The 21,934-nt window shown below is 71.0% G+C and carries 17 protein-coding genes; 11 read left to right on the plus strand and 6 right to left on the minus strand.

The features are described from left to right. Positions 1 to 218 precede the first annotated feature (218 nt). Both ppgK and ACFYMU_RS06990 read right to left on the minus strand, forming a co-directional pair. Complete coding sequence (gene ppgK / locus ACFYMU_RS06985) at positions 219 to 965, minus strand: polyphosphate--glucose phosphotransferase (RefSeq protein WP_388368986.1); 747 nt, start codon at positions 963 to 965, stop codon at positions 219 to 221. 87 nt (positions 966 to 1,052) lie between these two features. After that, positions 1,053 to 2,048: a 4-hydroxy-3-methylbut-2-enyl diphosphate reductase gene (locus ACFYMU_RS06990; RefSeq protein WP_388368989.1), complete on the minus strand. Its 996-nt coding sequence runs from the start codon at positions 2,046 to 2,048 to the stop codon at positions 1,053 to 1,055. Between the two features lie 171 nt (positions 2,049 to 2,219). Here ACFYMU_RS06990 and xseA point away from each other — a divergent pair, with 171 nt between their 5' ends. After that, positions 2,220 to 3,428 (plus strand): exodeoxyribonuclease VII large subunit, encoded by a 1,209-nt coding sequence (gene xseA / locus ACFYMU_RS06995; protein WP_388368992.1) that lies wholly within the window; start codon positions 2,220 to 2,222, stop codon positions 3,426 to 3,428. A gap of 9 nt (positions 3,429 to 3,437) precedes the next feature. Continuing rightward, positions 3,438 to 3,677, plus strand: a complete 240-nt coding sequence (locus ACFYMU_RS07000; protein ID WP_388368995.1) for an exodeoxyribonuclease VII small subunit — start codon at positions 3,438 to 3,440, stop codon at positions 3,675 to 3,677. 6 nt (positions 3,678 to 3,683) lie between these two features. Here the strand turns inward: ACFYMU_RS07000 and ACFYMU_RS07005 are convergent, their stop codons facing one another. Further along, the gene (locus tag ACFYMU_RS07005; protein ID WP_388368998.1) at positions 3,684 to 4,205 is read right to left on the minus strand and encodes a DUF4245 domain-containing protein; all 522 of its coding nucleotides are present in this window, start codon (positions 4,203 to 4,205) and stop codon (positions 3,684 to 3,686) included. A 128-nt stretch (positions 4,206 to 4,333) separates the two neighbouring features. Between ACFYMU_RS07005 and glpX the strand changes: the two genes are divergently transcribed. Next, on the plus strand, positions 4,334 to 5,371 hold the full coding sequence (glpX, locus tag ACFYMU_RS07010; protein ID WP_388369000.1) for a class II fructose-bisphosphatase: 1,038 nt from the start codon (positions 4,334 to 4,336) through the stop codon (positions 5,369 to 5,371). A gap of 131 nt (positions 5,372 to 5,502) precedes the next feature. On the opposite strand, the gene ACFYMU_RS07015 is transcribed toward glpX, so the two are convergent. Further along, positions 5,503 to 5,874, minus strand: a complete 372-nt coding sequence (locus ACFYMU_RS07015; protein ID WP_388369003.1) for a WhiB family transcriptional regulator — start codon at positions 5,872 to 5,874, stop codon at positions 5,503 to 5,505. Positions 5,875 to 6,036: 162 nt separating this feature from the next. Continuing rightward, positions 6,037 to 6,741 carry a DUF1707 domain-containing protein gene (locus ACFYMU_RS07020; protein WP_388369006.1) on the minus strand — a complete coding sequence of 235 codons (705 nt, stop codon included), beginning with the start codon at positions 6,739 to 6,741 and terminating at the stop codon, positions 6,037 to 6,039. 252 nt (positions 6,742 to 6,993) lie between these two features. Here ACFYMU_RS07020 and ACFYMU_RS07025 point away from each other — a divergent pair, with 252 nt between their 5' ends. The 5 genes from ACFYMU_RS07025 (at position 6,994) to ACFYMU_RS07045 (ending at position 15,508) form a co-directional block, all read left to right on the plus strand. Beyond that, positions 6,994 to 8,661 carry a fumarate hydratase gene (locus ACFYMU_RS07025; RefSeq protein ID WP_388369009.1) on the plus strand — a complete coding sequence of 556 codons (1,668 nt, stop codon included), beginning with the start codon at positions 6,994 to 6,996 and terminating at the stop codon, positions 8,659 to 8,661. A gap of 590 nt (positions 8,662 to 9,251) precedes the next feature. Continuing rightward, positions 9,252 to 10,637 carry a class II fumarate hydratase gene (locus ACFYMU_RS07030; protein WP_388369012.1) on the plus strand — a complete coding sequence of 462 codons (1,386 nt, stop codon included), beginning with the start codon at positions 9,252 to 9,254 and terminating at the stop codon, positions 10,635 to 10,637. 84 nt (positions 10,638 to 10,721) lie between these two features. Further along, entirely contained in the window at positions 10,722 to 11,414 is a 693-nt protein-coding gene (locus ACFYMU_RS07035) for a DUF402 domain-containing protein (protein WP_388369015.1), read from the plus strand. A gap of 280 nt (positions 11,415 to 11,694) precedes the next feature. Next, complete coding sequence (locus tag ACFYMU_RS07040) at positions 11,695 to 13,803, plus strand: SpoIIE family protein phosphatase (RefSeq protein WP_388369018.1); 2,109 nt, start codon at positions 11,695 to 11,697, stop codon at positions 13,801 to 13,803. 241 nt (positions 13,804 to 14,044) lie between these two features. Further along, positions 14,045 to 15,508 (plus strand): catalase, encoded by a 1,464-nt coding sequence (locus ACFYMU_RS07045; RefSeq protein WP_388369021.1) that lies wholly within the window; start codon positions 14,045 to 14,047, stop codon positions 15,506 to 15,508. A gap of 98 nt (positions 15,509 to 15,606) precedes the next feature. Here ACFYMU_RS07045 and ACFYMU_RS07050 read toward each other — a convergent pair whose 3' ends face one another. Further along, complete coding sequence (locus tag ACFYMU_RS07050) at positions 15,607 to 17,952, minus strand: transglycosylase domain-containing protein (protein ID WP_388369024.1); 2,346 nt, start codon at positions 17,950 to 17,952, stop codon at positions 15,607 to 15,609. Positions 17,953 to 18,332: 380 nt separating this feature from the next. Here ACFYMU_RS07050 and ACFYMU_RS07055 point away from each other — a divergent pair, with 380 nt between their 5' ends. Genes ACFYMU_RS07055 through ACFYMU_RS07065 form a run of 3 tightly spaced genes read left to right on the plus strand, consistent with a single transcriptional unit; the run spans position 18,333 to position 21,912 of the window. Beyond that, entirely contained in the window at positions 18,333 to 18,857 is a 525-nt protein-coding gene (locus ACFYMU_RS07055) for a PadR family transcriptional regulator (protein ID WP_388369027.1), read from the plus strand. Next, a complete protein-coding gene (locus ACFYMU_RS07060) occupies positions 18,854 to 19,543 on the plus strand; it encodes an ABC transporter ATP-binding protein (protein ID WP_388369030.1) in 690 nt (229 codons plus the stop codon). Before ACFYMU_RS07055 ends, ACFYMU_RS07060 begins: the two co-directional genes overlap by 4 nt. Next, entirely contained in the window at positions 19,540 to 21,912 is a 2,373-nt protein-coding gene (locus ACFYMU_RS07065; RefSeq protein ID WP_388369033.1) for an ABC transporter permease, read from the plus strand. Before ACFYMU_RS07060 ends, ACFYMU_RS07065 begins: the two co-directional genes overlap by 4 nt. The last annotated feature ends 22 nt before the right edge of the window (positions 21,913 to 21,934 follow it).

Here is a 21,934-nt window from a genome sequence, read left to right on the forward strand (position 1 = left end):
GCGTCGCGGCGCGGACGGCACTACGGCGCACGGCCAGGATGGCCATCGCCGTGGGGCGTGTGCCATGTGCCGTGCGTCGTGCGTCGTGCGTCGTGCGTCGTGCGTCGTGCGTCGTGCGTCGTGCGTCGTGCGTTGTACGTCGTGCGTTGTACGTCGTGTGTTGTACGTCGTGTGTTGTGGGTTGTACGTCGTGGGCCGTGGGCCGTGCGTCGTGGGCACTACCCGGCCTGTACCGCCCTCATCGCCGCCCCGACGATCCCCGCGTTGTTCTGCAGCCGGGCCGGGACGATCTCCGCCTCGATGCCCCGGATCAGCGGCAGGAACTTGTGCGACTTGCGGCTGACTCCCCCGCCGACGATGAACAGCTCCGGGGAGAACAGCATCTCCACATGGGCCAGGTACTTCTGCACCCGACGGGCCCAGTGCTCCCACGTCAGGTCCTCGTCCTCCTTGGCCTTGGAGGAGGCGCGCTTCTCCGCGTCGTGGCCGTTCAGCTCCAGATGGCCCAGCTCCGTGTTCGGGACCAGGACACCGTCACTGAAGAGGGCGCTGCCGATCCCGGTGCCGAAGGTGAGCAGGATGACCGTGCCGCGGCGGTCGCGGCCCGCCCCGAACTGCATTTCGGCCACCCCCGCCGCGTCCGCGTCGTTCACCACGGTCACCGGGAGGCCGCCCAGGCGCTCGCCGAGCAGGGCGCGGGCGTCCGTGTCGATCCAGCCGCTGTCGACGTTCGCCGCGGTGCGGATCGTGGAGCCGCCGGTGACCACGCCGGGGAAGGTGATGCCGACCGGCCCCGTCCAGCCGAAGTGGGTAACGACGTCCCTCACCCCGTCGGCCACGCGGTCGGGCGTCGCCGGATGCGGGGTGAGCACCTTGAAGCGCTCCTCCGCCAGGGCGCCCCGGTCGAGGTCCACGGGAGCGCCCTTGATTCCGGATCCGCCGATGTCCACGCCGAAGATCTGCATGGGCACCACGGTACGACGTACGCCCTGGGGCCATGTGCCGGACGGAACGCCACCCCCCGGGACGGACGCCACCTCCCGGACGGGGCGTCACTTCCCGCCGGTGCGCTCCGCCACGAGTGCCGCCGCCTCGGCGCGCAGGTCGCGGCGCAGTTCCTTGGGGAGTGAGAAGGTGATGGACTCCTCGGCCGCCTTGACGATCTCCACGTCCTCGAAGCCGTGCCGCGCCAGCCACTCCAGGACCTGCTCGACCAGGATCTCGGGGACGGAGGCGCCGGAGGTCACACCGACCGTCGACACGCCCTCCAGCCACGCCTCGTCGATCTCGTCGGCGAAGTCCACGAGGTACGCCTCCCGCGCCCCCGCGAGCTTGGCGACCTCGACCAGCCGCTTGGAGTTGGAGGAGTTCCGCGAGCCGACCACGATCACCAGGTCCGCCTCGGCGCCCATCTGCTTCACGGCGAGCTGGCGGTTCTGCGTGGCGTAGCAGATGTCGTCGCTGGGCGGGGAGACCAGCCGCGGGAACCGCTCCTTGAGGGCGTCGACCGTCTCCATGGTCTCGTCGACCGAGAGGGTGGTCTGGGAGAGCCAGACGACCTTCGACTGGTCGCGCACCTCGACGCCCGCGACGTCCTCGGGGCCGTCGACGAGCTGGATGTGGTCCGGGGCCTCGCCGGAGGTCCCGATGACCTCCTCATGGCCCTCGTGACCGATCAGGAGGATGTCGTAGTCCTCCTTGGCGAACCGGACGGCCTCCTTGTGGACCTTGGTGACCAGCGGGCAGGTCGCGTCGATGGTGGCGAGCCGGCCCCGCTCGGCCTCGCCGTGGACCGCGGGTGCGACACCGTGCGCGGAGAACATGACGATGTTCCCCGGCGGCACCTCCTCCGTCCGCTCGACGAAGATCGCGCCCTTCTTCTCCAGGGTCTGCACGACGTACTTGTTGTGGACGATCTCGTGGCGGACGTAGATCGGGGCCCCGTACTGCTCCAGGGCCTTCTCGACGGCGATCACGGCACGGTCGACGCCCGCGCAGTAGCCCCTGGGGGCGGCGAGCAGAACACGGCGGCCAGGCGAAGCGGTCATGGGCACCATCGTAAGGCCGCGTCGGGCGGCCCCGGGATCGCCTTCCCGGCCGACGGCGGGCCCGGCGGGCGGGGACGGCTCGCGGCGACGGCGGGTCCCGCGCGGCCCCCGGCACCCGGTGGCGTGCCGGCCTGGACGGCACTGTCGGTACCGGCCGTTACTCTCGGGCGCATGGCTGTGAACACGTCCGCGGAGAACCCGCTGCCCGTCGGCGAGGTGTCGCGGCTCATCGGGGGGTGGATCGACCGGCTCGGGGCCGTGTGGGTCGAGGGGCAGATCACGCAGCTGTCGCGGCGGCCCGGCGCCGGCGTCGTCTTCCTGACGCTGCGCGATCCGTCGTACGACATCTCCGTCGGCGTCACCTGCTACCGCCAGGTGTTCGACGCCGTCGCCGGCGTCGTGAGCGAGGGCGCGCGGGTGGTGGTGCACGCCAAGCCGGAGTGGTACGCGCCCAGGGGGCAGCTGTCGCTGCGGGCCGCCGAGATACGGCCCGTGGGGGTCGGGGAACTGCTCGCGCGGCTGGAGCAGTTGAAGAAGTCCCTGGCCGCCGAGGGGCTGTTCGCGCCCGAGCGCAAGAAGCCGCTGCCGTTCCTGCCGCAGCTCGTCGGACTCGTCTGCGGCCGGGCCTCGGCGGCCGAGCGGGACGTGCTGGAGAACGCGCGGCATCGCTGGCCCGCCGTCCGCTTCGAGGTGCGCAACGTCGCGGTGCAGGGTGTGCACGCCGTGCCCCAGGTCGTCCAGGCCGTGAAGGAGCTGGACGCGCTGGACGACGTCGACGTGATCATCGTCGCGCGCGGCGGCGGCAGCGTGGAGGATCTGCTGCCGTTCTCGGACGAGCAGCTCGTACGGGCCGTGGCGGCCTGCCGCACGCCGGTGGTGTCGGCCATCGGCCACGAGCCGGACAATCCGCTGCTCGACCTCGTCGCCGATCTGCGCGCCTCCACCCCGACGGACGCCGCCAAGAAGGTGGTGCCGGACGTCGGTGAGGAGTTGCAGCGGGTGCGGGCGCTGCGGGACCGGGCGCGGCGCTGTGTGCTGGCGTTCGTCGAGCGCGAGGAGCGGGGGCTCGCGCACGCGTTGGCGCGGCCCTCGATAGAGGATCCGCACCGCATGATCGACGAGCGGGCCGGCCAGGTCGACGCGCTGGTGGACCGCGCTCGGCGCACGCTGGGGCATCTGCTCGACCGCGCCGAGTCGGAGCTCACGCACACGCACGCACGCGTGGTGGCCCTGTCGCCGGCGGCCACGCTGCAGCGGGGGTACGCGGTGCTGCAGAAGGCCGACGGGCATGTCGTCCGCGCGCCGGAGGAGGTGTCGGCGGACGAGACGCTGCGGGCGCGGGTCGCCGAGGGCGAGTTCACGGTACGGGTCGAGATCTAGGGTGGGCGCATGACCGGCAAGGCGGACGAGGCACTCGGGTACGAGCAGGCGCGGGACGAGTTGATCGAGGTGGTACGGCGCCTGGAGGCCGGGGGCACGACGCTCGAGGAGTCCCTGGCGCTGTGGGAGCGGGGCGAGGAGCTGGCCCGGGTGTGCCGCACCTGGCTGGAGGGCGCGCGCAGGCGGCTCGACGCCGCGCTGGCCGAGGAGGAGGGGGAGGACGGGAAGGGCGCGGAGCCCTCGCGGTGACCGGGGTCACCGCGTCTTGAGGGCCTCCGCCATCGTCGTCAGCCGTGCGAACGACGCCGTGCCGGTCACCACGGTCGTGGAGCCCTTGTCCTCGAGCACGAGCGCGTCGTAGCGGCCGCCGGTGTAGCGCTGCCACGTCCGGCCGCCGATGCGCTGGGTGACCTTCGTCGCTTCGGCGCCCTGGCTGGCCTCGTCGATGAGGACGGACGCCTTCTGAGTGGACTGCTCGATCGCCACGTACTGGCCCTCGGGGTCGTGGAAGCCGAGGTGCCAGGCGTCGAAGTGGTCGCCCCGGAAGCGCACCGACGTCGCCTTCCACGTGTCGGGCAGCCCCTCGGGCGCCGCCACCGGGTAGCCCGCCGCGCGGCGCGCGGTGAGCAACTCGACGCGGTAGTCGACCCTCTTGAGGTCGGGAGCATGGTCGTCATGCGGGATGAAGAGGTAGATGACGCCCGCCATCAGCCCGATCAGGCCCAGGGAGAGGATCATGTCCCGGACCGTCTTCTGCTTGCCTTTCGTACCTGCCACGCCCCTATCGTCGCAGGTGCAGGGATCTGCTCATCCGTGGGGCCCGCTGCTCATTTTGTCTGTCCGGGGATAGAGTCAGGGGCTATCACCCTCGTCCGGCCGTCGTCGTATCAGAAAGGTGCGCTCCGATGACCGAGAATCATCATCACCTGCCGTCCGAGCTCGAAGTCCCCTCGGAGGCTCCCGACCGCAACCTCGCCCTGGAGCTGGTCCGTGTCACCGAGGCCGCCGCGATGGCGGCGGGCCGCTGGGTCGGCCGCGGGGACAAGAACGGCGCGGACGGCGCGGCGGTACGCGCCATGCGGACCCTCGTCTCGACCGTGTCGATGAACGGCGTCGTCGTCATCGGGGAAGGGGAGAAGGACGAAGCCCCGATGCTCTTCAACGGAGAGCGGATCGGCGACGGGACCGGCCCGGAGTGCGACATCGCCGTGGACCCGATCGACGGCACCACGCTCACCGCCAAGGGCATGCCGAACGCGATCGCGGTGCTGGCCGCCGCCGACCGCGGCACCATGTTCGACCCGTCCGCCGTCTTCTACATGGACAAGCTGGTCACCGGCCCCGAGGCCGCCGACTTCGTGGACATCGACGCGCCGGTCTCCGTGAACATCCGACGTGTCGCGAAGGCCAAGAACTCCGCGCCCGAGGACGTCACCGTCGTCATCCTCGACCGGCCCCGCCACGACGGACTGATCAAGGAGATCCGGGAGACCGGGGCGCGCATCAAGCTGATCTCGGACGGCGACGTCGCCGGCTCGATCCTCGCGCTGCGCGAGGGCACGGGCATCGACCTGCTGCTCGGCATCGGGGGCACGCCCGAGGGCATCATCTCCGCCTGTGCCGTGAAGTGCCTCGGCGGCACCATCCAGGGCAAGCTGTGGCCGAAGGACGCCGCGGAGCGGCAGCGGGCCATCGACGCGGGCCACGACCTCGACCGCGTCCTGATGACGGACGACCTGGTCTCCGGCGAGAACGTCTTCTTCGTCGCGACCGGCATCACCGACGGCGAGCTGCTGCGCGGGGTGCGCTACCGCTCCGAGACCGCCACCACCGACTCGATCGTCATGCGCTCGAAGTCCGGCACGGTCCGGCGGATCGACTCGGTGCACCGGCTGAGCAAGCTGCGTGCGTACAGCACGATCGATTTCGAACGCGCCAAGTAGACGGCGCCACGAGGTCTTCGTGGATCCGAGGGGCGCGCGTCGAGGCGGGCGCCCCGCGGGTCCGCCTCACGACTCGTTCCGGTAAGGGGCGTCCTCGGTGCGGAGAGCGCGCCCCTTCCCGTGTGCACCGGTCAGCCGGCCGCCGCTATCGTCCCCCGCGCGGCCTTCTTGAGCTCCAGGTCGCGGCGGCGGCGCCGGGCCAGCACCACGCGGCGCTCGGCGGCGGTGAGGCCGCCCCACACGCCGTACGGCTCCGGTTGCAGCAGTGCGTGTTCGCGGCACTCGACCATCACCGGGCAGCGCGCGCAGACGCGCTTGGCCGCCTCCTCCCGGGACAACCGGGCCGCGGTGGGCTCCTTCGAGGGTGCGAAGAACAGGCCGGCCTCGTCACGCCGGCACACCGCCTCCGTGTGCCACGGGGCGTCCTGTTCCCTGTCGCGCACTGGCACCCGCTGATGCGGAACGTCAGCGACCTGCAGGGACGAATGCGGCGGTTGCAGCACGGTCTACTCCTGACGACGGCTTCGCGAGCGAGAGACGATGCAGCAAGGTCTACCCGCTGTGCGCGTGCCTATGCGCTGCGTCCCGAACCGCCGGAATTCCAGAGGCTGTTGGTGTCAACGGTGCGCACGGGGTGCACTTGGGCACGGCCGAATTCACGAGCGTCAACGATCCAGGTGTTTGCGCAAAGCCCTGTCCACCCTGTCCGACACCCGGTCGAGGATGTCCGCGACGAGCTTGCCGCGCTTCGGTCGTGCCTCGACGCTTCCGAGGACGGCCAGTCCGTCGACGTAGATCACGGGTGCGTCCTGTTCGTCCGAGTCCCGCGTGCTCACCTCGAAGGAGCCCAGCACACCGCCTCCGGTGCCGCGCAGGGTGACGTTCTCGGGGACGCGGATGTCCACGCTGCCGAAGATCGCGACCGCCTTGATCAGGACCTGCTGGTACTCGAACACCGCCTCGCTGAGGTCGATCTCCACGGACCCGAAGACCGCGTAGGCGTGCAGCCGCCGGCCGGGGCGCCAGCGGCCCCTGCGCAGGGCGCCGCTGAAGACCGCCACCACGTTCTCGTCGGCTTCGCCCGGTATCGCCCCCGGGGTGGGGCGAGGGGGCGCGGGCATGTACGCCGCCGCCGTGCGGCTCGGATGACCCATGGGCAGATCACGGAGGAACCGCTCCAGATCGCCGACGGTCTTGGCGCTCAGCACCCCCTCGACGCGCTCGGCGTGCTCCTCCGCGGTCAGCCGGCCCTCGGCCAGGGCGTCGCGCAGGATGTCGGCGACGCGGTCGCGGTCGGCGTCGGAGCAGCGCAGCTCGGCGGGGGTCACGGGCTGCCGGTCCGTCGGGGCGGGGCTCTTGTGAAGGTCCACGGCAGCAGCGTACCGAAACGCGATAGATCGCGACTACCCCTCGATCGGGCCTGTGGACGACCGGGAGACGGTCGGAGGACGGCCGGAAGCCGGCCGGAAGCCGGCCGGAGAACGATCGGAGGACGACCGGAGGACGACGACCGGGCCCGAACTGAGCCCTACCTCACAGACCCGCCGTCCGCGCCAGGTTCTACGCTGGTGAGCGCTGCCAACGGAGGCCAGCCGCTGTCTGTCGAGTGAGGAATGGGCGAGATGCCTGAGTTCGCGTACACCGATCTGCTCCCCACGGGAGAGGACACCACCCCCTACCGGTTGGTGACCTCCGAGGGTGTCTCCACCTTCGAGGCCGACGGGCGGACGTTCCTCAAGGTGGAGCCGGAGGCGCTGCGCAAGCTCGCCGAAGAGGCGATCCACGACATCCAGCACTATCTGCGGCCCGCGCACCTCGCCCAGCTGCGGCGCATCATCGACGACCCGGAGGCCTCGGCGAACGACAAGTTCGTCGCCCTGGACCTGCTGAAGAACGCGAACATCGCGGCGGCGGGCGTGCTGCCCATGTGCCAGGACACCGGCACGGCGATCGTCATGGGCAAGCGCGGCCAGAACGTCCTCACCGAAGGCCAGGACGAGAAGGCGCTCTCCCGCGGCATCTACGACGCGTACACGAAGCTCAACCTGCGGTACTCGCAGATGGCTCCGCTCACCATGTGGGAGGAGAAGAACACCGGCTCGAACCTGCCGGCGCAGATCGAGCTGTACGCGACGGACGGCGGCGCCTACAAGTTCCTGTTCATGGCGAAGGGCGGCGGAAGCGCCAACAAGTCCTTCCTGTACCAGGAGACGAAGGCCGTTCTGAACGAGTCCTCCATGATGAGGTTCCTGGAGGAGAAGATCCGTTCGCTGGGCACGGCCGCCTGCCCGCCGTACCACCTGGCGATCGTCGTCGGCGGCACCAGCGCCGAGTACGCGCTGAAGACCGCGAAGTACGCCTCCGCGCACTACCTGGACGAGCTGCCGGCCGAGGGCTCCGAACTGGGGCACGGCTTCCGTGACAAGGAGCTGGAGGAGAAGGTCTTCGAGCTGACCCAGAAGATCGGGATCGGGGCGCAGTTCGGCGGCAAGTACTTCTGCCACGACGTGCGGGTGGTCCGGCTGCCGCGGCACGGGGCGTCCTGCCCGGTCGCCATCGCCGTGTCGTGCTCCGCGGACCGGCAGGCGGTCGCCAAGATCACGGCCGAGGGCGTGTTCCTGGAGCAGCTGGAGACGGACCCGGCGCGGTTCCTGCCGGAGACCACGGACGAGCACCTGGAGCAGGACGGGAACGTCGTCCGCATCGACCTGAACCAGCCGATGGACGAGATCCTCGCCGAGCTCGCCGAGCACCCGGTGAAGACGCGGCTGTCGCTGTCCGGCCCGCTGGTCGTGGCGCGTGACATCGCGCACGCCAAGATCAAGGAGCGGCTGGACCGCGGCGAGGAGATGCCGCAGTACCTGAAGGACCACCCGGTCTACTACGCGGGCCCCGCCAAGACTCCCGAGGGGTACGCGTCCGGCTCCTTCGGCCCGACGACGGCCGGCCGCATGGACTCCTACGTCGAGCAGTTCCAGGCGGCGGGCGGCTCCAAGGTCATGCTGGCGAAGGGCAACCGGAGCAAGCAGGTCACGGACGCGTGCGCGGCCCACGGCGGCTTCTACCTCGGCTCCATCGGCGGCCCGGCCGCGCGCCTCGCCCAGGACTGCATCAAGAAGGTCGAGGTCGTGGAGTACGAGGAGCTCGGCATGGAGGCGGTCTGGAAGATCGAGGTCGAGGACTTCCCCGCGTTCATCGTGGTCGACGACAAGGGCAACGACTTCTTCCAGGACCCGGCGCCCCAGCCGACGTTCACCAGCATCCCGGTGCGGGGGCCGGGCCTGTCCTGAGCCACCCGTGAGAGCCTTGCAGGCCCCCCGGCGTCGCCGGGGGGCCTGCTGCTGTTCCGTTGCCTGCTCTTCGCGAAGGCGGGGAACAGGGATGCCCGCTGTCCGCGAGGGAGCGTATGGCGCTGTCGAGGAAGCATTCACGGCCGATGACCGTGGATGGTGCTGCCTACCGCTGGCAGGTGGGGAGGAGCGAGTGCCCGGTCTGCTGGATGGGCAGGGCATTCGTGGTTCAGCAGGTCGAGCCCCAAGGGGCCCTGTTGATCGCGGATGTGATCCACGCATCCCCTGTTGTCCCGGCCGTGGTCGGGCGCGCTGTCCGGACCGCCTTGGAGCGGGGTTGGCAGCCGTCGCACCCGGGCCGGCCTTTCAGGCTCGGCCATGCGATCGCCGACGGTTCGAGCCCGTAGTTCCCGGGCGGAGTGGCTGTGCGGTCCGCGGAGGTGGCCGAACTCGTCCAGGCGCAGAAGGTACGCGACCGTCCGTCCGGCACCCTTCCGCGCAATCGGCCGACCACTCACCGTCGTCGCACGTGCCCACCCGCATGGCCCAAACCCCGGAACATCCCCGTCGCCCCGATCGCTGTACCGCCTATGAGCGACTACCGCATCGAGCACGACTCCATGGGCGAGGTACGGGTCCCCGCCGACGCCAAGTGGCGGGCGCAGACGCAGCGGGCCGTGGAGAACTTCCCCGTCTCCGGGCAGCGGATCGAGCGGGCGCACATCGAGGCGCTCGCGCGGATCAAGGGCGCCGCCGCCAAGGTCAACGCCGAACTCGGCGTGCTCCCCGAGGACATCGCCGAGGCCGTCCGGGAGGCGGCCGCGGAGGTCGCCGAGGGGCGGTGGGACGAGCACTTCCCGGTCGATGTCTTCCAGACCGGCTCCGGGACCTCGTCCAACATGAACGCCAACGAGGTCATCGCCACCCTCGCGAGCGAGCGGCTCGGCCGGGACGTGCATCCCAACGACCACGTGAACGCGTCGCAGTCCTCCAACGACGTCTTCCCGTCCTCCCTGCACATCGCCGCGACCGCCGCCGTCACCCGGGACCTCGTCCCCGCCCTGGAGCACCTCGCCGCATCGCTCGAACGCAAGGCGGAGGCCTTCGCCGACGTGGTGAAGGCGGGGCGGACCCATCTCATGGACGCCACTCCCGTGACGCTCGGTCAGGAGTTCGGCGGATACGCCGCCCAGGTGCACCACGGCGTCGAGCGCCTGCACGCCTCGCTGCCGCGGCTCGCCGAACTGCCGCTGGGCGGCACCGCGGTGGGGACCGGCATCAACACCCCGCCGGGCTTCTCCGCCGCCGTCATCGCGGAGGTCGCCCGGGTCACGGGCCTGCCCTTCACGGAGGCCCGCAACCACTTCGAGGCGCAGGGCGCCCGGGACGGCGTCGTCGAGATCAGCGGACAGCTCAGGACCATCGCCGTGGGACTGACCAAGATCGCCAACGATCTGCGGTGGATGGCCTCGGGGCCGCGGACGGGGCTCGCCGAGATCAGCCTCCCCGATCTGCAGCCGGGGTCCTCGATCATGCCCGGCAAGGTCAATCCCGTCATCCCGGAGGCGGTCCTGATGGTCGCCGCACAGGTCATCGGGAACGACGCGGCCATCGCCACCGCCGGCGCCTCGGGCACCTTCGAGCTGAACGTCATGCTGCCGGTCATGGCCAAGAACGTCCTGGAGTCCGTCCGGCTGCTCGCCAACGTCGCGCGGCTGCTGGCCGACCGCGCCGTCGACGGCATCGTCGCCCACCGCGAACGCGCCCGTGAGTACGCCGAGTCGTCGCCCTCCGTCGTCACCCCGCTCAACAAGTACATCGGGTACGAGGAGGCCGCCAAGGTCGCCAAGAAGGCACTCGCCGAACGCAAGACGATCCGTCAGGTCGTCCTGGAATCGGGGTACGTGGACCGCGGCGACCTCACACCGGAGCAGTTGGACGAGGCACTCGACGTCCTGCGCATGACGCATCCGTGACCACTCCCGTCCCGGGGCCCGCTCGTGACGCGAACCACGACGGGTGCCACGGCGTCCTATGCCTGTGGCACCTAATATCTGTGCATGGCGGACGACGGGACGGTGAGACGAGTGGAAGCGGGCGGGCCGACGGCGTACTGGACTTCGGGGGAGCGGATCCTCTGGCGGTACCGGGAGAACGCCGGCGAGCGATTCCACATCGCCCGTCCGGTCACCGTCGTCCGGGACGACGACGAGGTGCTGGCCGTGTGGATGGCGCCCGGCACCCCGTGTGTGCGGCCCGTCCTCGCCGACGGCACTCCGCTGCACGCGGAGCCGCTGGAGTCGCGCTACACCAAGCCGCGGACCGTGCAGCTCGACCGCTGGTCCGGCACCGGGGTGCTCAAGCTGGCCCGGCCCGGCGTGCCCTGGTCGGTGTGGCTGTTCTGGGATCCGGGCTGGCGGTTCAAGAACTGGTACGTCAACCTGGAGGCGCCGCTGGTCCGCTGGAGCGGCGGGGTCGACTCCGAGGACCATTTCCTGGACATCTGCGTCTACCCGGACCGCAGTTGGGGCTGGCGTGACGAGGACGAGTTCGCGCAGGCCCAGCGGGACGGCCTCATGGACGCCCGGCTCGCCGACCGGGTACGGGAGGCGGGGCGCTCGGCGGAGGAGGTGATCCGCACCTGGGGGCCGCCGTTCTCGGACGGCTGGCAGCACTGGCGCCCGGATCCGTCCTGGCCGGTACCGCCGCTGCCGGAGGACTGGGACCGTACCCCCGCGTACATGACCTCATGAGACCCTTGTTGCGCCCCCGCGGTACAACCGTAGGATCGTCCTCCGCAAGGGCATGCAAGAGCAACTCCCGCAGGATGTGCTGGGCTTGACCGAACGTCACCGAGGGGCGGCAGGACGTGAGCGAGGGGTACGAGGGCCACACCGGGACGGCTCCGGGCCACCCGGGCGGTGGACCATGGACGGCCCGTGACCGTGCGGGAATTCCGTTCCCGGGGCACGTATTCCGGGTATCGGCATTTCTGCGGGACGAACTGCACGCACGGCGTGCAGCCCCGGACGGATGGATTCGACACGCGTGACGGAGCACCCGACCTCCCAGGAGCGCCCGCAGCCGGGCGTCGGCCCCGCGGAGCCCCGCGGGGCGCTCCTGCGTACCCCGGAGCCGCTGTCCGCACCGCCGGCCTCGGCGTTACCCGCACAGACCCGGCCCGGCGACGCACCGGTGCTGCCGATGCCCTGCGCCCAGCACGGGCCGTCGGGCACCCCGGGCGGCACCCCCGCCCCGCCGTCGGCGACGAGCGGCACCGAACACTCCCAGCCGGCCGCCGGGGAGCCCGACGCGCACCGGCCGCGCCCCGCTCCGGAGAGCATCCCGGCCCAGCCCGGCGCCGACCAGGACCGTGCCGCCGCGTTGCCGGCGGGCAAGGACCGGCGCACCGGCCAGTCGCCGCCGAACGGGCCCATGCCCATGCGGCGCGACGGGGACCGGCTGCGCTTCGTGGGCGCCGCGACCCGGCGGATCGCCCGCGGCATCGACCTCGACGAGATCGTGATGGGTCTGTGCCGGGCCACCGTGCCGACCTTCGCGGACGCGATCCTGGTCTATCTGCGCGACCCCCTGCCCGTGGGCGACGAGCGGCCCACCGGACCCCTGGTGCTGCGGCTGCGGCGTACCGACCGGATCCCGCAGGAGCGGGACCTGGAGGACGGCATCCTGCCGGTTCCGGCGCCGGAGAACTCGGGTATGGCCGCGCTGAGCAACGAGCTGTGCCAGGTGCGGCCGGGCGGCCCGCTCGCCGAGGTGCTGCGCGGGGTGCGCCCCGTGTTCGCGGACGCGCCCGCGGCCCGGGCCGCGCTGCCGGAGCTGCTCGGCGACGATCTCGTGATCCCCGCCGGCCAGCGTGCGATCCTCGCGCCGCTGCGCGGCCGCCGACGGGTCATCGGCGCCACCCTGTTCCTGCGCCGGCCGGAGCGCATGGCGTTCGAGACGGACGATCTGCTGGTCGCCGCCCAGCTCGCCACGCACAGCGCGCTCGGCATCGACAAGGCGGTGCTGTACGGCCGCGAGGCGTACATCGCCGACGAACTGCAGCGGACCATGCTGCCGGAGACCCTGCCGAACCCGACGGGGGTGCGGCTGGCGTCCCGGTATCTGCCGGCCGCGGAGACCGCGCGGGTCGGCGGTGACTGGTACGACGCCATTCCGCTGCCGGGCAGCCGGGTGGCGCTGGTCGTGGGCGACGTCATGGGTCACTCCATGACGTCCGCGGCGATCATGGGTCAGCTGCGCACCACGGCGCAGACGCTCGCCGGGCTCGACCTGCCGCCTCAGGAGGTGCTGCACCACCTCGACGAGCAGGCCCAGCGGCTGGGCACCGACCGCATGGCGACCTGCCTGTACGCGGTGTACGACCCGGTCGCGCACCGGATCACCATCGCCAACGCGGGCCATCCGCCGCCGGTGCTGCTGCACCTGGGCGGGCGGGCCGAGGTGCTGCGGGTGCCCGCGGGCGCTCCCATCGGCGTGGGCGGCGTGGACTTCGAGGCGGTCGAACTGGACGCCCCGGCCGGCGCGACGCTGCTGCTGTACACCGACGGTCTGGTCGAGTCGCGGCTGCGGGACGTGTGGACCGGCATAGAGCAGCTGCGGGAGAAGCTCGCCGCGACCGCCCAGCTCACCGGCGCGGATCACCCGCCGCCGCTGGAGGCGCTGTGCGACGAGGTGCTCGACATGCTCGGTCCCGGCGACCGCGACGACGACATCGCGCTGCTCGCCGCCCGCTTCGACGGGATCGCGCCGACGGACGTCGCCTACTGGTTCCTGGAGCCCGAGGACTCGGCCCCGAGCCGGGCCCGGCGGCTGGTGCGCCGGGCGCTCGCCCGCTGGGACCTGGACGAACTGACGGACTCGGTGGAGCTGCTGGTCAGCGAGGTGGTGACGAATGCCGTGCGCTATGCGTCACGGCCGGTCACGCTGCGGCTGCTACGCACCGATGTGCTGCGCTGCGAGGTCGGTGACGACGTGCCGCAGCTGCCGCGGCTGCGGCAGGCGCGGGCCACGGACGAGGGCGGCCGGGGCCTCTACCTGGTCAACCGGCTGGCCCGGCGCTGGGGGGCGACCCGGCTGAGCACGGGGAAGGTCGTCTGGTTCGAGCTGAACAGGGGCTGAGCGGTCCGGCCGGCGTCCCCGGTCGAGGCCGCGGCCCCGGTCCGGCCCGATCAAGGACGACCCCGGTCCGGCCCTGTCCGGCCCTGTCCGGCCCCGGTCCTGGTCCAGCCTCGGTCGAGGCCAGAGCTGGACCAGGACCGGACCTGGATTCGGTCCAGATGTTGCCGACATCCCGTCGGCGGAGTTGACTGCTGAGGTGAGCCAAGCGACCTGACGACCTCGTTCGACAGGAGGGACGCTCGTGACTCAGGCATCCCAGTCGGTTCCGTACACCACGACGAACGCCGGCATTCCGGTGGAGAGCGACGAACACTCGCTGACCGTGGGACCCGACGGCCCGATCCTTCTCCAGGACCACTACCTCATCGAGAAGATGGCCCAGTTCAACCGGGAGCGGGTTCCCGAGCGGGTGGTGCACGCCAAGGGCAGCGGCGCGTACGGAACCTTCGAAGTGACCAACGACGTGAGCCAGTTCACCAAGGCCGCCCTCTTCCAGCCGGGCAGGCGCACCGAGATGCTCGCACGCTTCTCGACGGTCGCGGGCGAACTGGGCTCCCCCGACACATGGCGCGACCCGCGCGGCTTCGCGCTGAAGTTCTACACGGAGCACGGCAACTACGACCTGGTCGGCAACAACACCCCGGTCTTCTTCGTCCGGGACCCGCAGAAGTTCCAGGACTTCATCCGCTCGCAGAAGCGCCACCCGGTCACCGGGCTGCGCAACAACGACATGCAGTGGGACTTCTGGACCCTCTCCCCCGAGTCCGCACACATGGTGACGTGGCTCATGGGCGACCGCGGCGTCCCGAAGACGTACCGCCACATGAACGGGTACTCCTCGCACACCTACATGTGGATCAACGGTGGCGGCGAGAAGTTCTGGGTCAAGTACCACATCAAGACCGACCAGGGCATCGACTTCCTCACCCAGGCCGACGCGGACCGCCTCGCCGGCGAGGACGCCGACGTGCACCGCCGCGATCTGTACGAGGCGATCGAGCGCGGCGAGCACCCGTCCTGGACGGTCCATGTGCAGGTGATGCCGTTCGAGGACGCCCCGGACTACCGGTTCAACCCGTTCGACCTGACCAAGGTGTGGCCGCACGGCGACTACCCGCTGATCGAGGTCGGCCGCATGACCCTCGACAAGAACCCCGAGGACTACTTCGTCCACATCGAGCAGGCCGCGTTCGAGCCCTCCAACATGGTGCCGGGCATCGGCCCGTCGCCGGACAAGATGCTGCTCGGCCGGCTCTTCTCCTACCCGGACACGCACCGCTACCGCATCGGCCCCAACTACGCGCAGCTGCCGCCCAACCGGCCGCGCTCGCGGGTCAGCTCCTACGCCAAGGACGGGCCGATGCGCTACGAGCCCGCCGACACCGCCAGGCCGTACGCCCCCAACTCCTACGGCGGCCCGGCCGCGGCGGTGACGCAGTTCGGCGACATCGCGGGCTGGCAGACGGCGGGCGAGATGGTCCGCGAGGCGTACCGGCTGCACTCCGAGGACGACGACTTCGGCCAGCCGGGCACCCTGGTCCGCACCGTGCTGGACGACGCGGCCCGCGACCGGCTGGTGTCCAACGTCACCGGTCATCTGAAGGCCGGCGTCAGCCGCCCGGTCCTGGACCGCGCGCTGCAGTACTGGCGCAACATCGACAAGGAGATCGGCGACCGCATCGCCCACCACGTCAACGGCGCCTGATGCCGGGCGGCCGGCCGGCCGGGCGGCTCCGCGTGACGCGCCGAGGGGCGCCCGGAACACCGGGCACCCCTCGGCCCTGTCGTTCTACGCGTTCGCGGTCATGTCCCGCCGTTGTTGGGGTTCAGCGGGTTGTTGGGCGTCGACGGGGGTGTGGTGGCCGGCGTCGTCGGCGGGTTCGTCGTCGGAGGCGTCTGGGTGGGCGTCTGCGACTGCGTCGGCGGGGCCGAGGACGTCGGCGGCGCGGAGGTGGGCCGCTGGCTGGTCGGCGTCGACGACGGGGTGCCGGTGGGCGACTGGCTGGTCGTCGGCGGCGCGCTGGTCTGGACGGCCGCGCCCTGCGTGGTCTCCAGGTCGAACCGGCTGACGCCGTCCATCGCCTCGAAGGTGTACGCGGCCCAGATCTGCGCCGGGTAGCCACCGCCGTTGATGCGTCCGCTGCCCGGGATGCGGCCCGTCGCCCCCTTCAGCGTCACCTGGGCGTGGGTCTTGGCGTCCTCGCCGAACAGGCCGACCGAGGTGACCAGGTTCGGCGTGTAGCCGGTGAACCAGGCCGACTTGTTGCTGTCGGAGGTGCCCGTCTTGCCGGCGACCTGCTGGCCGCGGCGGGCCGGGTTGTCCCGCACCGAGGTCTTGGCCGTACCGTCGTCGACCACGCCGGTGAGCACCGAGGTGACCGTGTCCGCGGCCTCGCGGCTGATCACCTGGTCGCCGATCGGGTCCGGGAGGGTGACCGTGCGGTCCTTGTGCTCGGCCGACTTGATGATCGCGGGGGTGACCTTCTTGCCGTGGTTGTCGAGGGTCGCGTAGACGCCCGCCATCTCCAGCGGGCTCGCGCCCATGGAGCCGAGGGTCTGCGCGGGCACGGCCTGCAGGCCCTTGGTGTCCATGCCGAGGGAGTTCGCGGTCTTCAGGACCTCGTCCATGCCGACGTCGACGCCCATCTGGGCGAAGACCGAGTTCACGGACTTGTTCATCGCCGTCTGGACGGTGATGTCGCCGTAGTCCTGCTCGTCCTCGTTCGGCGGGGCGAAGGGGACCGCGCTGCCCTTGACCGGGCGGCGGCTCGTGCCGTCGTAGATCGTGTTCGCGTCGATCGCCCGGCCGTCCTGGGTCTGGGCGCCCTTGTCCATGGCGGCGGCGAGGATCAACGGCTTGAAGGTGGAGGCGGGCTGGTAGTCGCGCCGCGTCGCGTTGTTCACATAGTGCTGGGTGTAGTTCTGACCGCCGTAGAGCGCGAGGACGTTGCCCGTCCTCGGGTCCACGGACGCGGCACCGGCCTGGACGTCGCCGTCGACGGGCCGCTTCTTCGGGTTCAGCATGCTGGTGAGCCGGTCCTTGACGGCCTGCTCCAGCTGGTCCTGCTTCTTCTTGTCGACGGTCAGCGTGATGGTCCAGCCACCCTGCTTCACCAGCGCCTCCGCGTCACCGAGGGAGGCGGCGGTGCCCTGGGCGACCAGTTGCTTCTCCAGCGCCGCGTTGGCCGCGTCCACCAGGTAGCCGGTCTGTCCCTCCATGCCGGGCGCCGCCTTGGGTGCCTTCGGCACCGGGAACGTCATGCCCTGGCGCTTGCCCGCGTCCAGCCAGTGCTGCTCGACCATGTTGTCCAGGACGTAGTTCCAGCGGTTCTTCGCCAGCCTCTTGCCGGTGTCGGTGGCGATCGCCCAGTCGTACTGGTTCGGCGCCTGGAGCAGCGCGGCCAGGTACGCGCCCTCCCGGACCGTGAGGTCCTTGGCGTCCTTGCGGTAGTACGCCTGTGCGGCGGCCTGGATGCCGTAGGCGCCGCGCCCGTAGTAGCTGGTGTTGATGTAGCCCGCGAGGATGTAGTCCTTGGACTTCTGGCGGTCCAGCTTCAGCGAGATGACCAGTTCCTTCAGCTTGCGCGTGACGGTCTGGTCCTGGCTCAGGTAGTAGTTCTTGACGTACTGCTGGGTGATCCCCGAACCGCCCTGCTTGCCCTTGCCGGACAGGGTGTTGATCAGACCGCGGGCCGTGCCCTTCAGGTCGACGCCCGCGTCCTGGTAGAAGGTCTTGTTCTCGGCGGCGACGAAGGTGAGCCGGACGTTCTTGGGGACCTCGGCGAGGTCGACGTTCTCCCGGTTGACCTCACCGGTGCGGGCCAGGATCGTGCCGTCGCTGTACTTGTAGACGTTGCTCTGCAGCTTGGCGGCGGCGTTGCCCTCGGGAATGCCGATCATCATGTACAGCACGATGAAGGCGCCCATGCCGAGCAGCACGAAGCCGAAGATCGAGCCCAGGACCGTCTTCCAGGTGAAGAACCTGCGTATGCCGCTCTTCTTGGCCTTGCCGCCGCCCTTGCCCCGCGCGGCGGCCCGGGAGCCGGGCGGCGCGCCCACCGACGCGGATCCGGCCGTCCCGGGCGAGCGCTTGGGCGCCGCGCGGCGGCCACCGCGCTGCCGCGCTCGTCTCTCTTCCGCTCGTCCCATGGCTCGATCCAATCCGCTTCGGTCTCGTGGGTCACACAGGTTCGTGGCTCGGGTCAGCTCAGCAAGCTAACACCGCACGGTATGACAAAGGGTTGCCGATCACGCCTTGTACGGACGTGAGATCGAGCACCTGTCCCACCGGAACCGACGCCCGAGGGCGGCGGATGGTTGTCGGACCGGCCGATTTTCCTGCCGCGGCAAACCCCCGGCCGGGGCGCCCGGGAGCCCCGCGGGGCTGGGCGTCCCCGCCCTCGACCGCCGGGCCCTGGCGTGTAGCAGAACCGTGACAAAGGTGCCTCACCTGCGAGGAGTCACCTTCCGGCACGACCTATACGCGGCATGTATACGCGGGGTGTATACGCCCTGTGTAGAGTGAGGGCATGTCCATCGGTCACACCCTCCTAGGACTCCTGGAGTCCGGGCCCCGACATGGTTACGACCTGAAGCGGGCCTTCGACGAGAAGTTCGGTCACGACCGGCCGCTGCACTACGGCCAGGTCTACTCGACGATGTCCCGCCTGCTGAAGAACGGGCTCGTCGAAGTCGACGGCATCGAGGCGGGCGGCGGGCCCGAGCGCAAGCGGTACGCCATCACCGAGGCCGGGATCACCGACGTGCAGCGGTGGCTCGCGACGCCCGAGAAGCCCGAGCCGTACCTCCAGTCGACCCTCTACACCAAGGTCGTCCTCGCGCTCCTCACCCACCGTGACGCGGCCGACATCCTCGACACCCAGCGCGCCGAGCACCTGCGCATGATGCGGATCCTCACCGACCGCAAGCGCAAGGGCGACCTGGCCGACCAGCTGATCTGCGACCACGCGCTCTTCCATCTCGAGGCCGACCTGCGCTGGCTGGAGCTGACCGCCGCGCGCCTCGACCGGCTCGCCGAGGCGGTGACCCCATGACGCATCCTCCCGGCTCCCTGCTCGCCGCCGAGAACCTGCGCAAGGCCTACGGGCCGACCCTCGCCCTCGACGGCGCCTCGTTCTCCATCCACCCGGGCGAGATCGTCGCCGTGATGGGCCCCTCCGGCTCCGGCAAGTCGACGCTGCTGCACTGTCTCGCCGGGATCGTGCCGCCCGACTCGGGCTCGATCCTCTACGACGGCCGTGAGATGGCCGGCATGGGCGACGCCGAGCGCAGCCTCCTGAGGAGGTCCGAGTTCGGCTTCGTGTTCCAGTTCGGCCAGCTCGTGCCCGAGCTGACCTGCGTCGAGAACGTGGCCCTTCCGCTGCGGCTGGGCGGGACGCCCCGCAAGACCGCCGAGCGGACCGCGCTGTCCTGGATGGAGCGGCTCGAGGTCGACGACCTCGCGAAGAAGCGGCCCGGCGAGATATCCGGCGGTCAGGGGCAGCGCGTCGCCGTCGCCCGCTCGCTGGTCACCTCGCCGCGCGTGCTGTTCGCCGACGAGCCCACCGGCGCCCTCGACTCCCTCAACGGCGAGCGCGTGATGGAACTGCTCACCGAGGCGGCCCGCTCCACCAACGCGGCCGTCGTGCTGGTCACGCACGAGGCGCGGGTGGCCGCGTACTCCGACCGCGAGATCGTCGTACGGGACGGGAAGTCCCGGGACATGGAGCGCATCGTATGAGTGCGGCACGGGGGCACCTCCCTGCTCGAGCGGACTCGAGAGCCTGGGGGTGGGCCCGGGACCTGGCCCTGGGGACCAAGTTCGCGTTCACCGGCGGGCGCGAGGGGTGGGTCCGGGTCCTGCTGACCGCCGTCGGCGTCGGACTCGGCGTGGCGCTGCTGCTGCTGACGACCGCCCTGCCTAACGTCCTGTCCCAGCGCGACGTGCACCAGGAGGCGCGCGCGGACCACACCTTCACCCAGTCGCAGCGGCCCAGAGCGGACAACACCCTGGTGATCGCGGACGTCGACACCGACTACCGCGGGAAGAACGTCCGCGGGCGGATGATGGAGCGGGAGGGCGCCCGGGCACCCCTGCCGCCGGGGCTGACATCGTTCCCGGCGCCGGGCGAGATGGTGGTCTCCCCCGCCCTGAAGGAGCTGCTCACGTCCGGAGACGGGAAGCTGCTGCGGGAGCGGCTGCCGTACCGGATCGCCGGGACCATCGGGGAGAGCGGCCTCATCGGTTCCCAGGAACTCGCCTACTACGCGGGCGCCGAGGGACTGGCGGCGCACATCGCGCCCCCGTACGTGGCCCGTATCAACAGCTTCGGCGGCGCCGACCCCGGCTCCGAGCCGTGGGATCCCATTCTGCTCCTGCTGGTCATGGTCGTCTTCGTGGTGCTGCTCATGCCCGTCGGGGTCTTCATCGCGGCGGCCGTGCGGTTCGGCGGCGAGCGGCGCGACCGGCGGCTGGCCGCGCTGCGCCTGGTCGGCTCCGACAGCGGCATGACCCGGCGGATCGCCGCCGGGGAGGCACTCGCCGGGTCCCTGCTCGGGCTGCTGCTGGGCGCCGGCTTCTTCCTGATCGGACGGCAGCTCGTCGCGCAGGTGGAAGTCTTCGGCATCAGCGTCTTCCCCAGCTACCTGAACCCGACGCCCGCGCTGGCGCTGCTGGTCGCGGTGGCCGTCCCCACGGCCGCGGTGCTCGTCACCCTGCTCGCGCTGCGCGGTGTGGTCATCGAGCCGCTCGGCGTGGTCCGCACGGCCAAGCCCGCACGGCGTCGGCTGTGGTGGCGGCTGCTGCTGCCGCTGGCCGGGCTCGGCATGCTCTACCCGATGATCGGCCAGGGCAACGACAACGGGAACTTCAACCAGTACCTGGTCGTCGGCGGCGTCATGTTCCTGCTCGTCGGCATCACCGCACTGCTGCCCTGGGTCGTCGAAGCGGTCGTCGCCCGGCTCGACGCCGGCGGGGTGTCGTGGCAACTGGCCGTCCGCAGGCTCCAGCTGAGCAGCGGCACCGCGGCGCGCATGGTCAACGGCGTCGCGGTGGCGGTGGCCGGTGCCATCGCGCTGCAGATGCTGTTCGCCGGTGTGGAGGCCGACTACACGAAGTCGACGGGATACGACCTGACGCGGGCCCAGATGCAGGTCTCCCTGCCGAGCGGCGCCCCGCTCGACCCGGCCGCCCGGGAGATGCGGAACACCAAGGGCGTGAGCCGGGTCATAGCGCTCTCGGAATCCTACGTCGGTGACCGGGCCAAGGATCCGGACAACACCACCCAGGTCACGGTGGGAACCTGCGCGGACCTCCGCGAGACGCTGACGCTCCCTTCGTGTCACGAGGGCGACGTCTTCGTCGCGCAGGGTGCCGAGCTCGACACCAGCACGGCGGAGCTGGCCAAGCCCGGCCGGACCCTGTACCTCGATCCGTCCTACACCGAGAGCGACAAGGGCGAGGAGGTCGCCTGGACGGTACCGCGGACGCTGAAGCAGGTCCGGGCGGGCGAGGACCCGACCGGGTCGGAGCGCGGCGGTTTCCTGGTCACCCGCGGCGCCCTGTCCGCGAAGGCGGCGCCGGCGTTCGAGGGGCAGTTGTACATCGGGGTGGACTCCTCGGTGCCCGACGCCCGGGACCATGTGCGGAACACCGCGGCACGCATCGCTCCGCTCTCCATGCCCAACACCTGGGCGACCTCCCGGGAGTCCGTGCGCTTCGCCTCCATCCGCACCGGGCTGTCCGTGGGCGCGGCCTGTGTGCTGGCGCTGATCGGGGCGAGTCTGCTGGTCTCGCAGCTGGAGCAGTTGCGCGAGCGCAAGAAGCTGCTGTCGTCGCTGGTCGCCTTCGGCACCCGGCGCCGCACGCTGAGCCTGTCGGTGCTGTGGCAGACCGCGATCCCGATCACGCTGGGCCTGCTGCTGGCCGCGGTCGTGGGTCTCACGCTGGGCGCGGTCCTGCTGAAGATGGTCGGCACCACGGTGAGCGTGGACTGGGCGAGCCTGCTGGCGATGACCGGCTTCGGCGCGGCGGTCGTGCTGCTGGTGACGGTGCTCAGCCTGCCGCCGCTGCTGCGGCTGATGCGGGCGGACGGTCTGCGGACCGAGTGACCCGCGGGCCGGGCGTGCGGGT

Source organism: Streptomyces sp. NPDC007264 (assembly GCF_042869095.1).
Taxonomy (GTDB): Bacteria; Actinomycetota; Actinomycetes; order Streptomycetales; family Streptomycetaceae; genus Streptomyces.

Excerpts from the sequence above, each read along its gene's own strand:
- ppgK (WP_388368986.1), bottom strand. The coding sequence starts at position 965 with ATGCAGATCTTCGGCGTGGACATCGGCGGATCCGGAATCAAGGGCGCT.
- ACFYMU_RS06990 (WP_388368989.1), bottom strand. The coding sequence starts at position 2,048 with ATGACCGCTTCGCCTGGCCGCCGTGTTCTGCTCGCCGCCCCCAGGGGC.
- xseA (WP_388368992.1), top strand. The coding sequence starts at position 2,220 with ATGGCTGTGAACACGTCCGCGGAGAACCCGCTGCCCGTCGGCGAGGTG.
- ACFYMU_RS07000 (WP_388368995.1), top strand. The coding sequence starts at position 3,438 with ATGACCGGCAAGGCGGACGAGGCACTCGGGTACGAGCAGGCGCGGGAC.
- glpX (WP_388369000.1), top strand. The coding sequence starts at position 4,334 with ATGACCGAGAATCATCATCACCTGCCGTCCGAGCTCGAAGTCCCCTCG.
- ACFYMU_RS07025 (WP_388369009.1), top strand. The coding sequence starts at position 6,994 with ATGCCTGAGTTCGCGTACACCGATCTGCTCCCCACGGGAGAGGACACC.
- ACFYMU_RS07030 (WP_388369012.1), top strand. The coding sequence starts at position 9,252 with ATGAGCGACTACCGCATCGAGCACGACTCCATGGGCGAGGTACGGGTC.
- ACFYMU_RS07035 (WP_388369015.1), top strand. The coding sequence starts at position 10,722 with ATGGCGGACGACGGGACGGTGAGACGAGTGGAAGCGGGCGGGCCGACG.
- ACFYMU_RS07040 (WP_388369018.1), top strand. The coding sequence starts at position 11,695 with ATGGATTCGACACGCGTGACGGAGCACCCGACCTCCCAGGAGCGCCCG.
- ACFYMU_RS07050 (WP_388369024.1), bottom strand. The coding sequence starts at position 17,952 with ATGGGACGAGCGGAAGAGAGACGAGCGCGGCAGCGCGGTGGCCGCCGC.
- ACFYMU_RS07055 (WP_388369027.1), top strand. The coding sequence starts at position 18,333 with ATGTCCATCGGTCACACCCTCCTAGGACTCCTGGAGTCCGGGCCCCGA.
- ACFYMU_RS07060 (WP_388369030.1), top strand. The coding sequence starts at position 18,854 with ATGACGCATCCTCCCGGCTCCCTGCTCGCCGCCGAGAACCTGCGCAAG.
- ACFYMU_RS07065 (WP_388369033.1), top strand. The coding sequence starts at position 19,540 with ATGAGTGCGGCACGGGGGCACCTCCCTGCTCGAGCGGACTCGAGAGCC.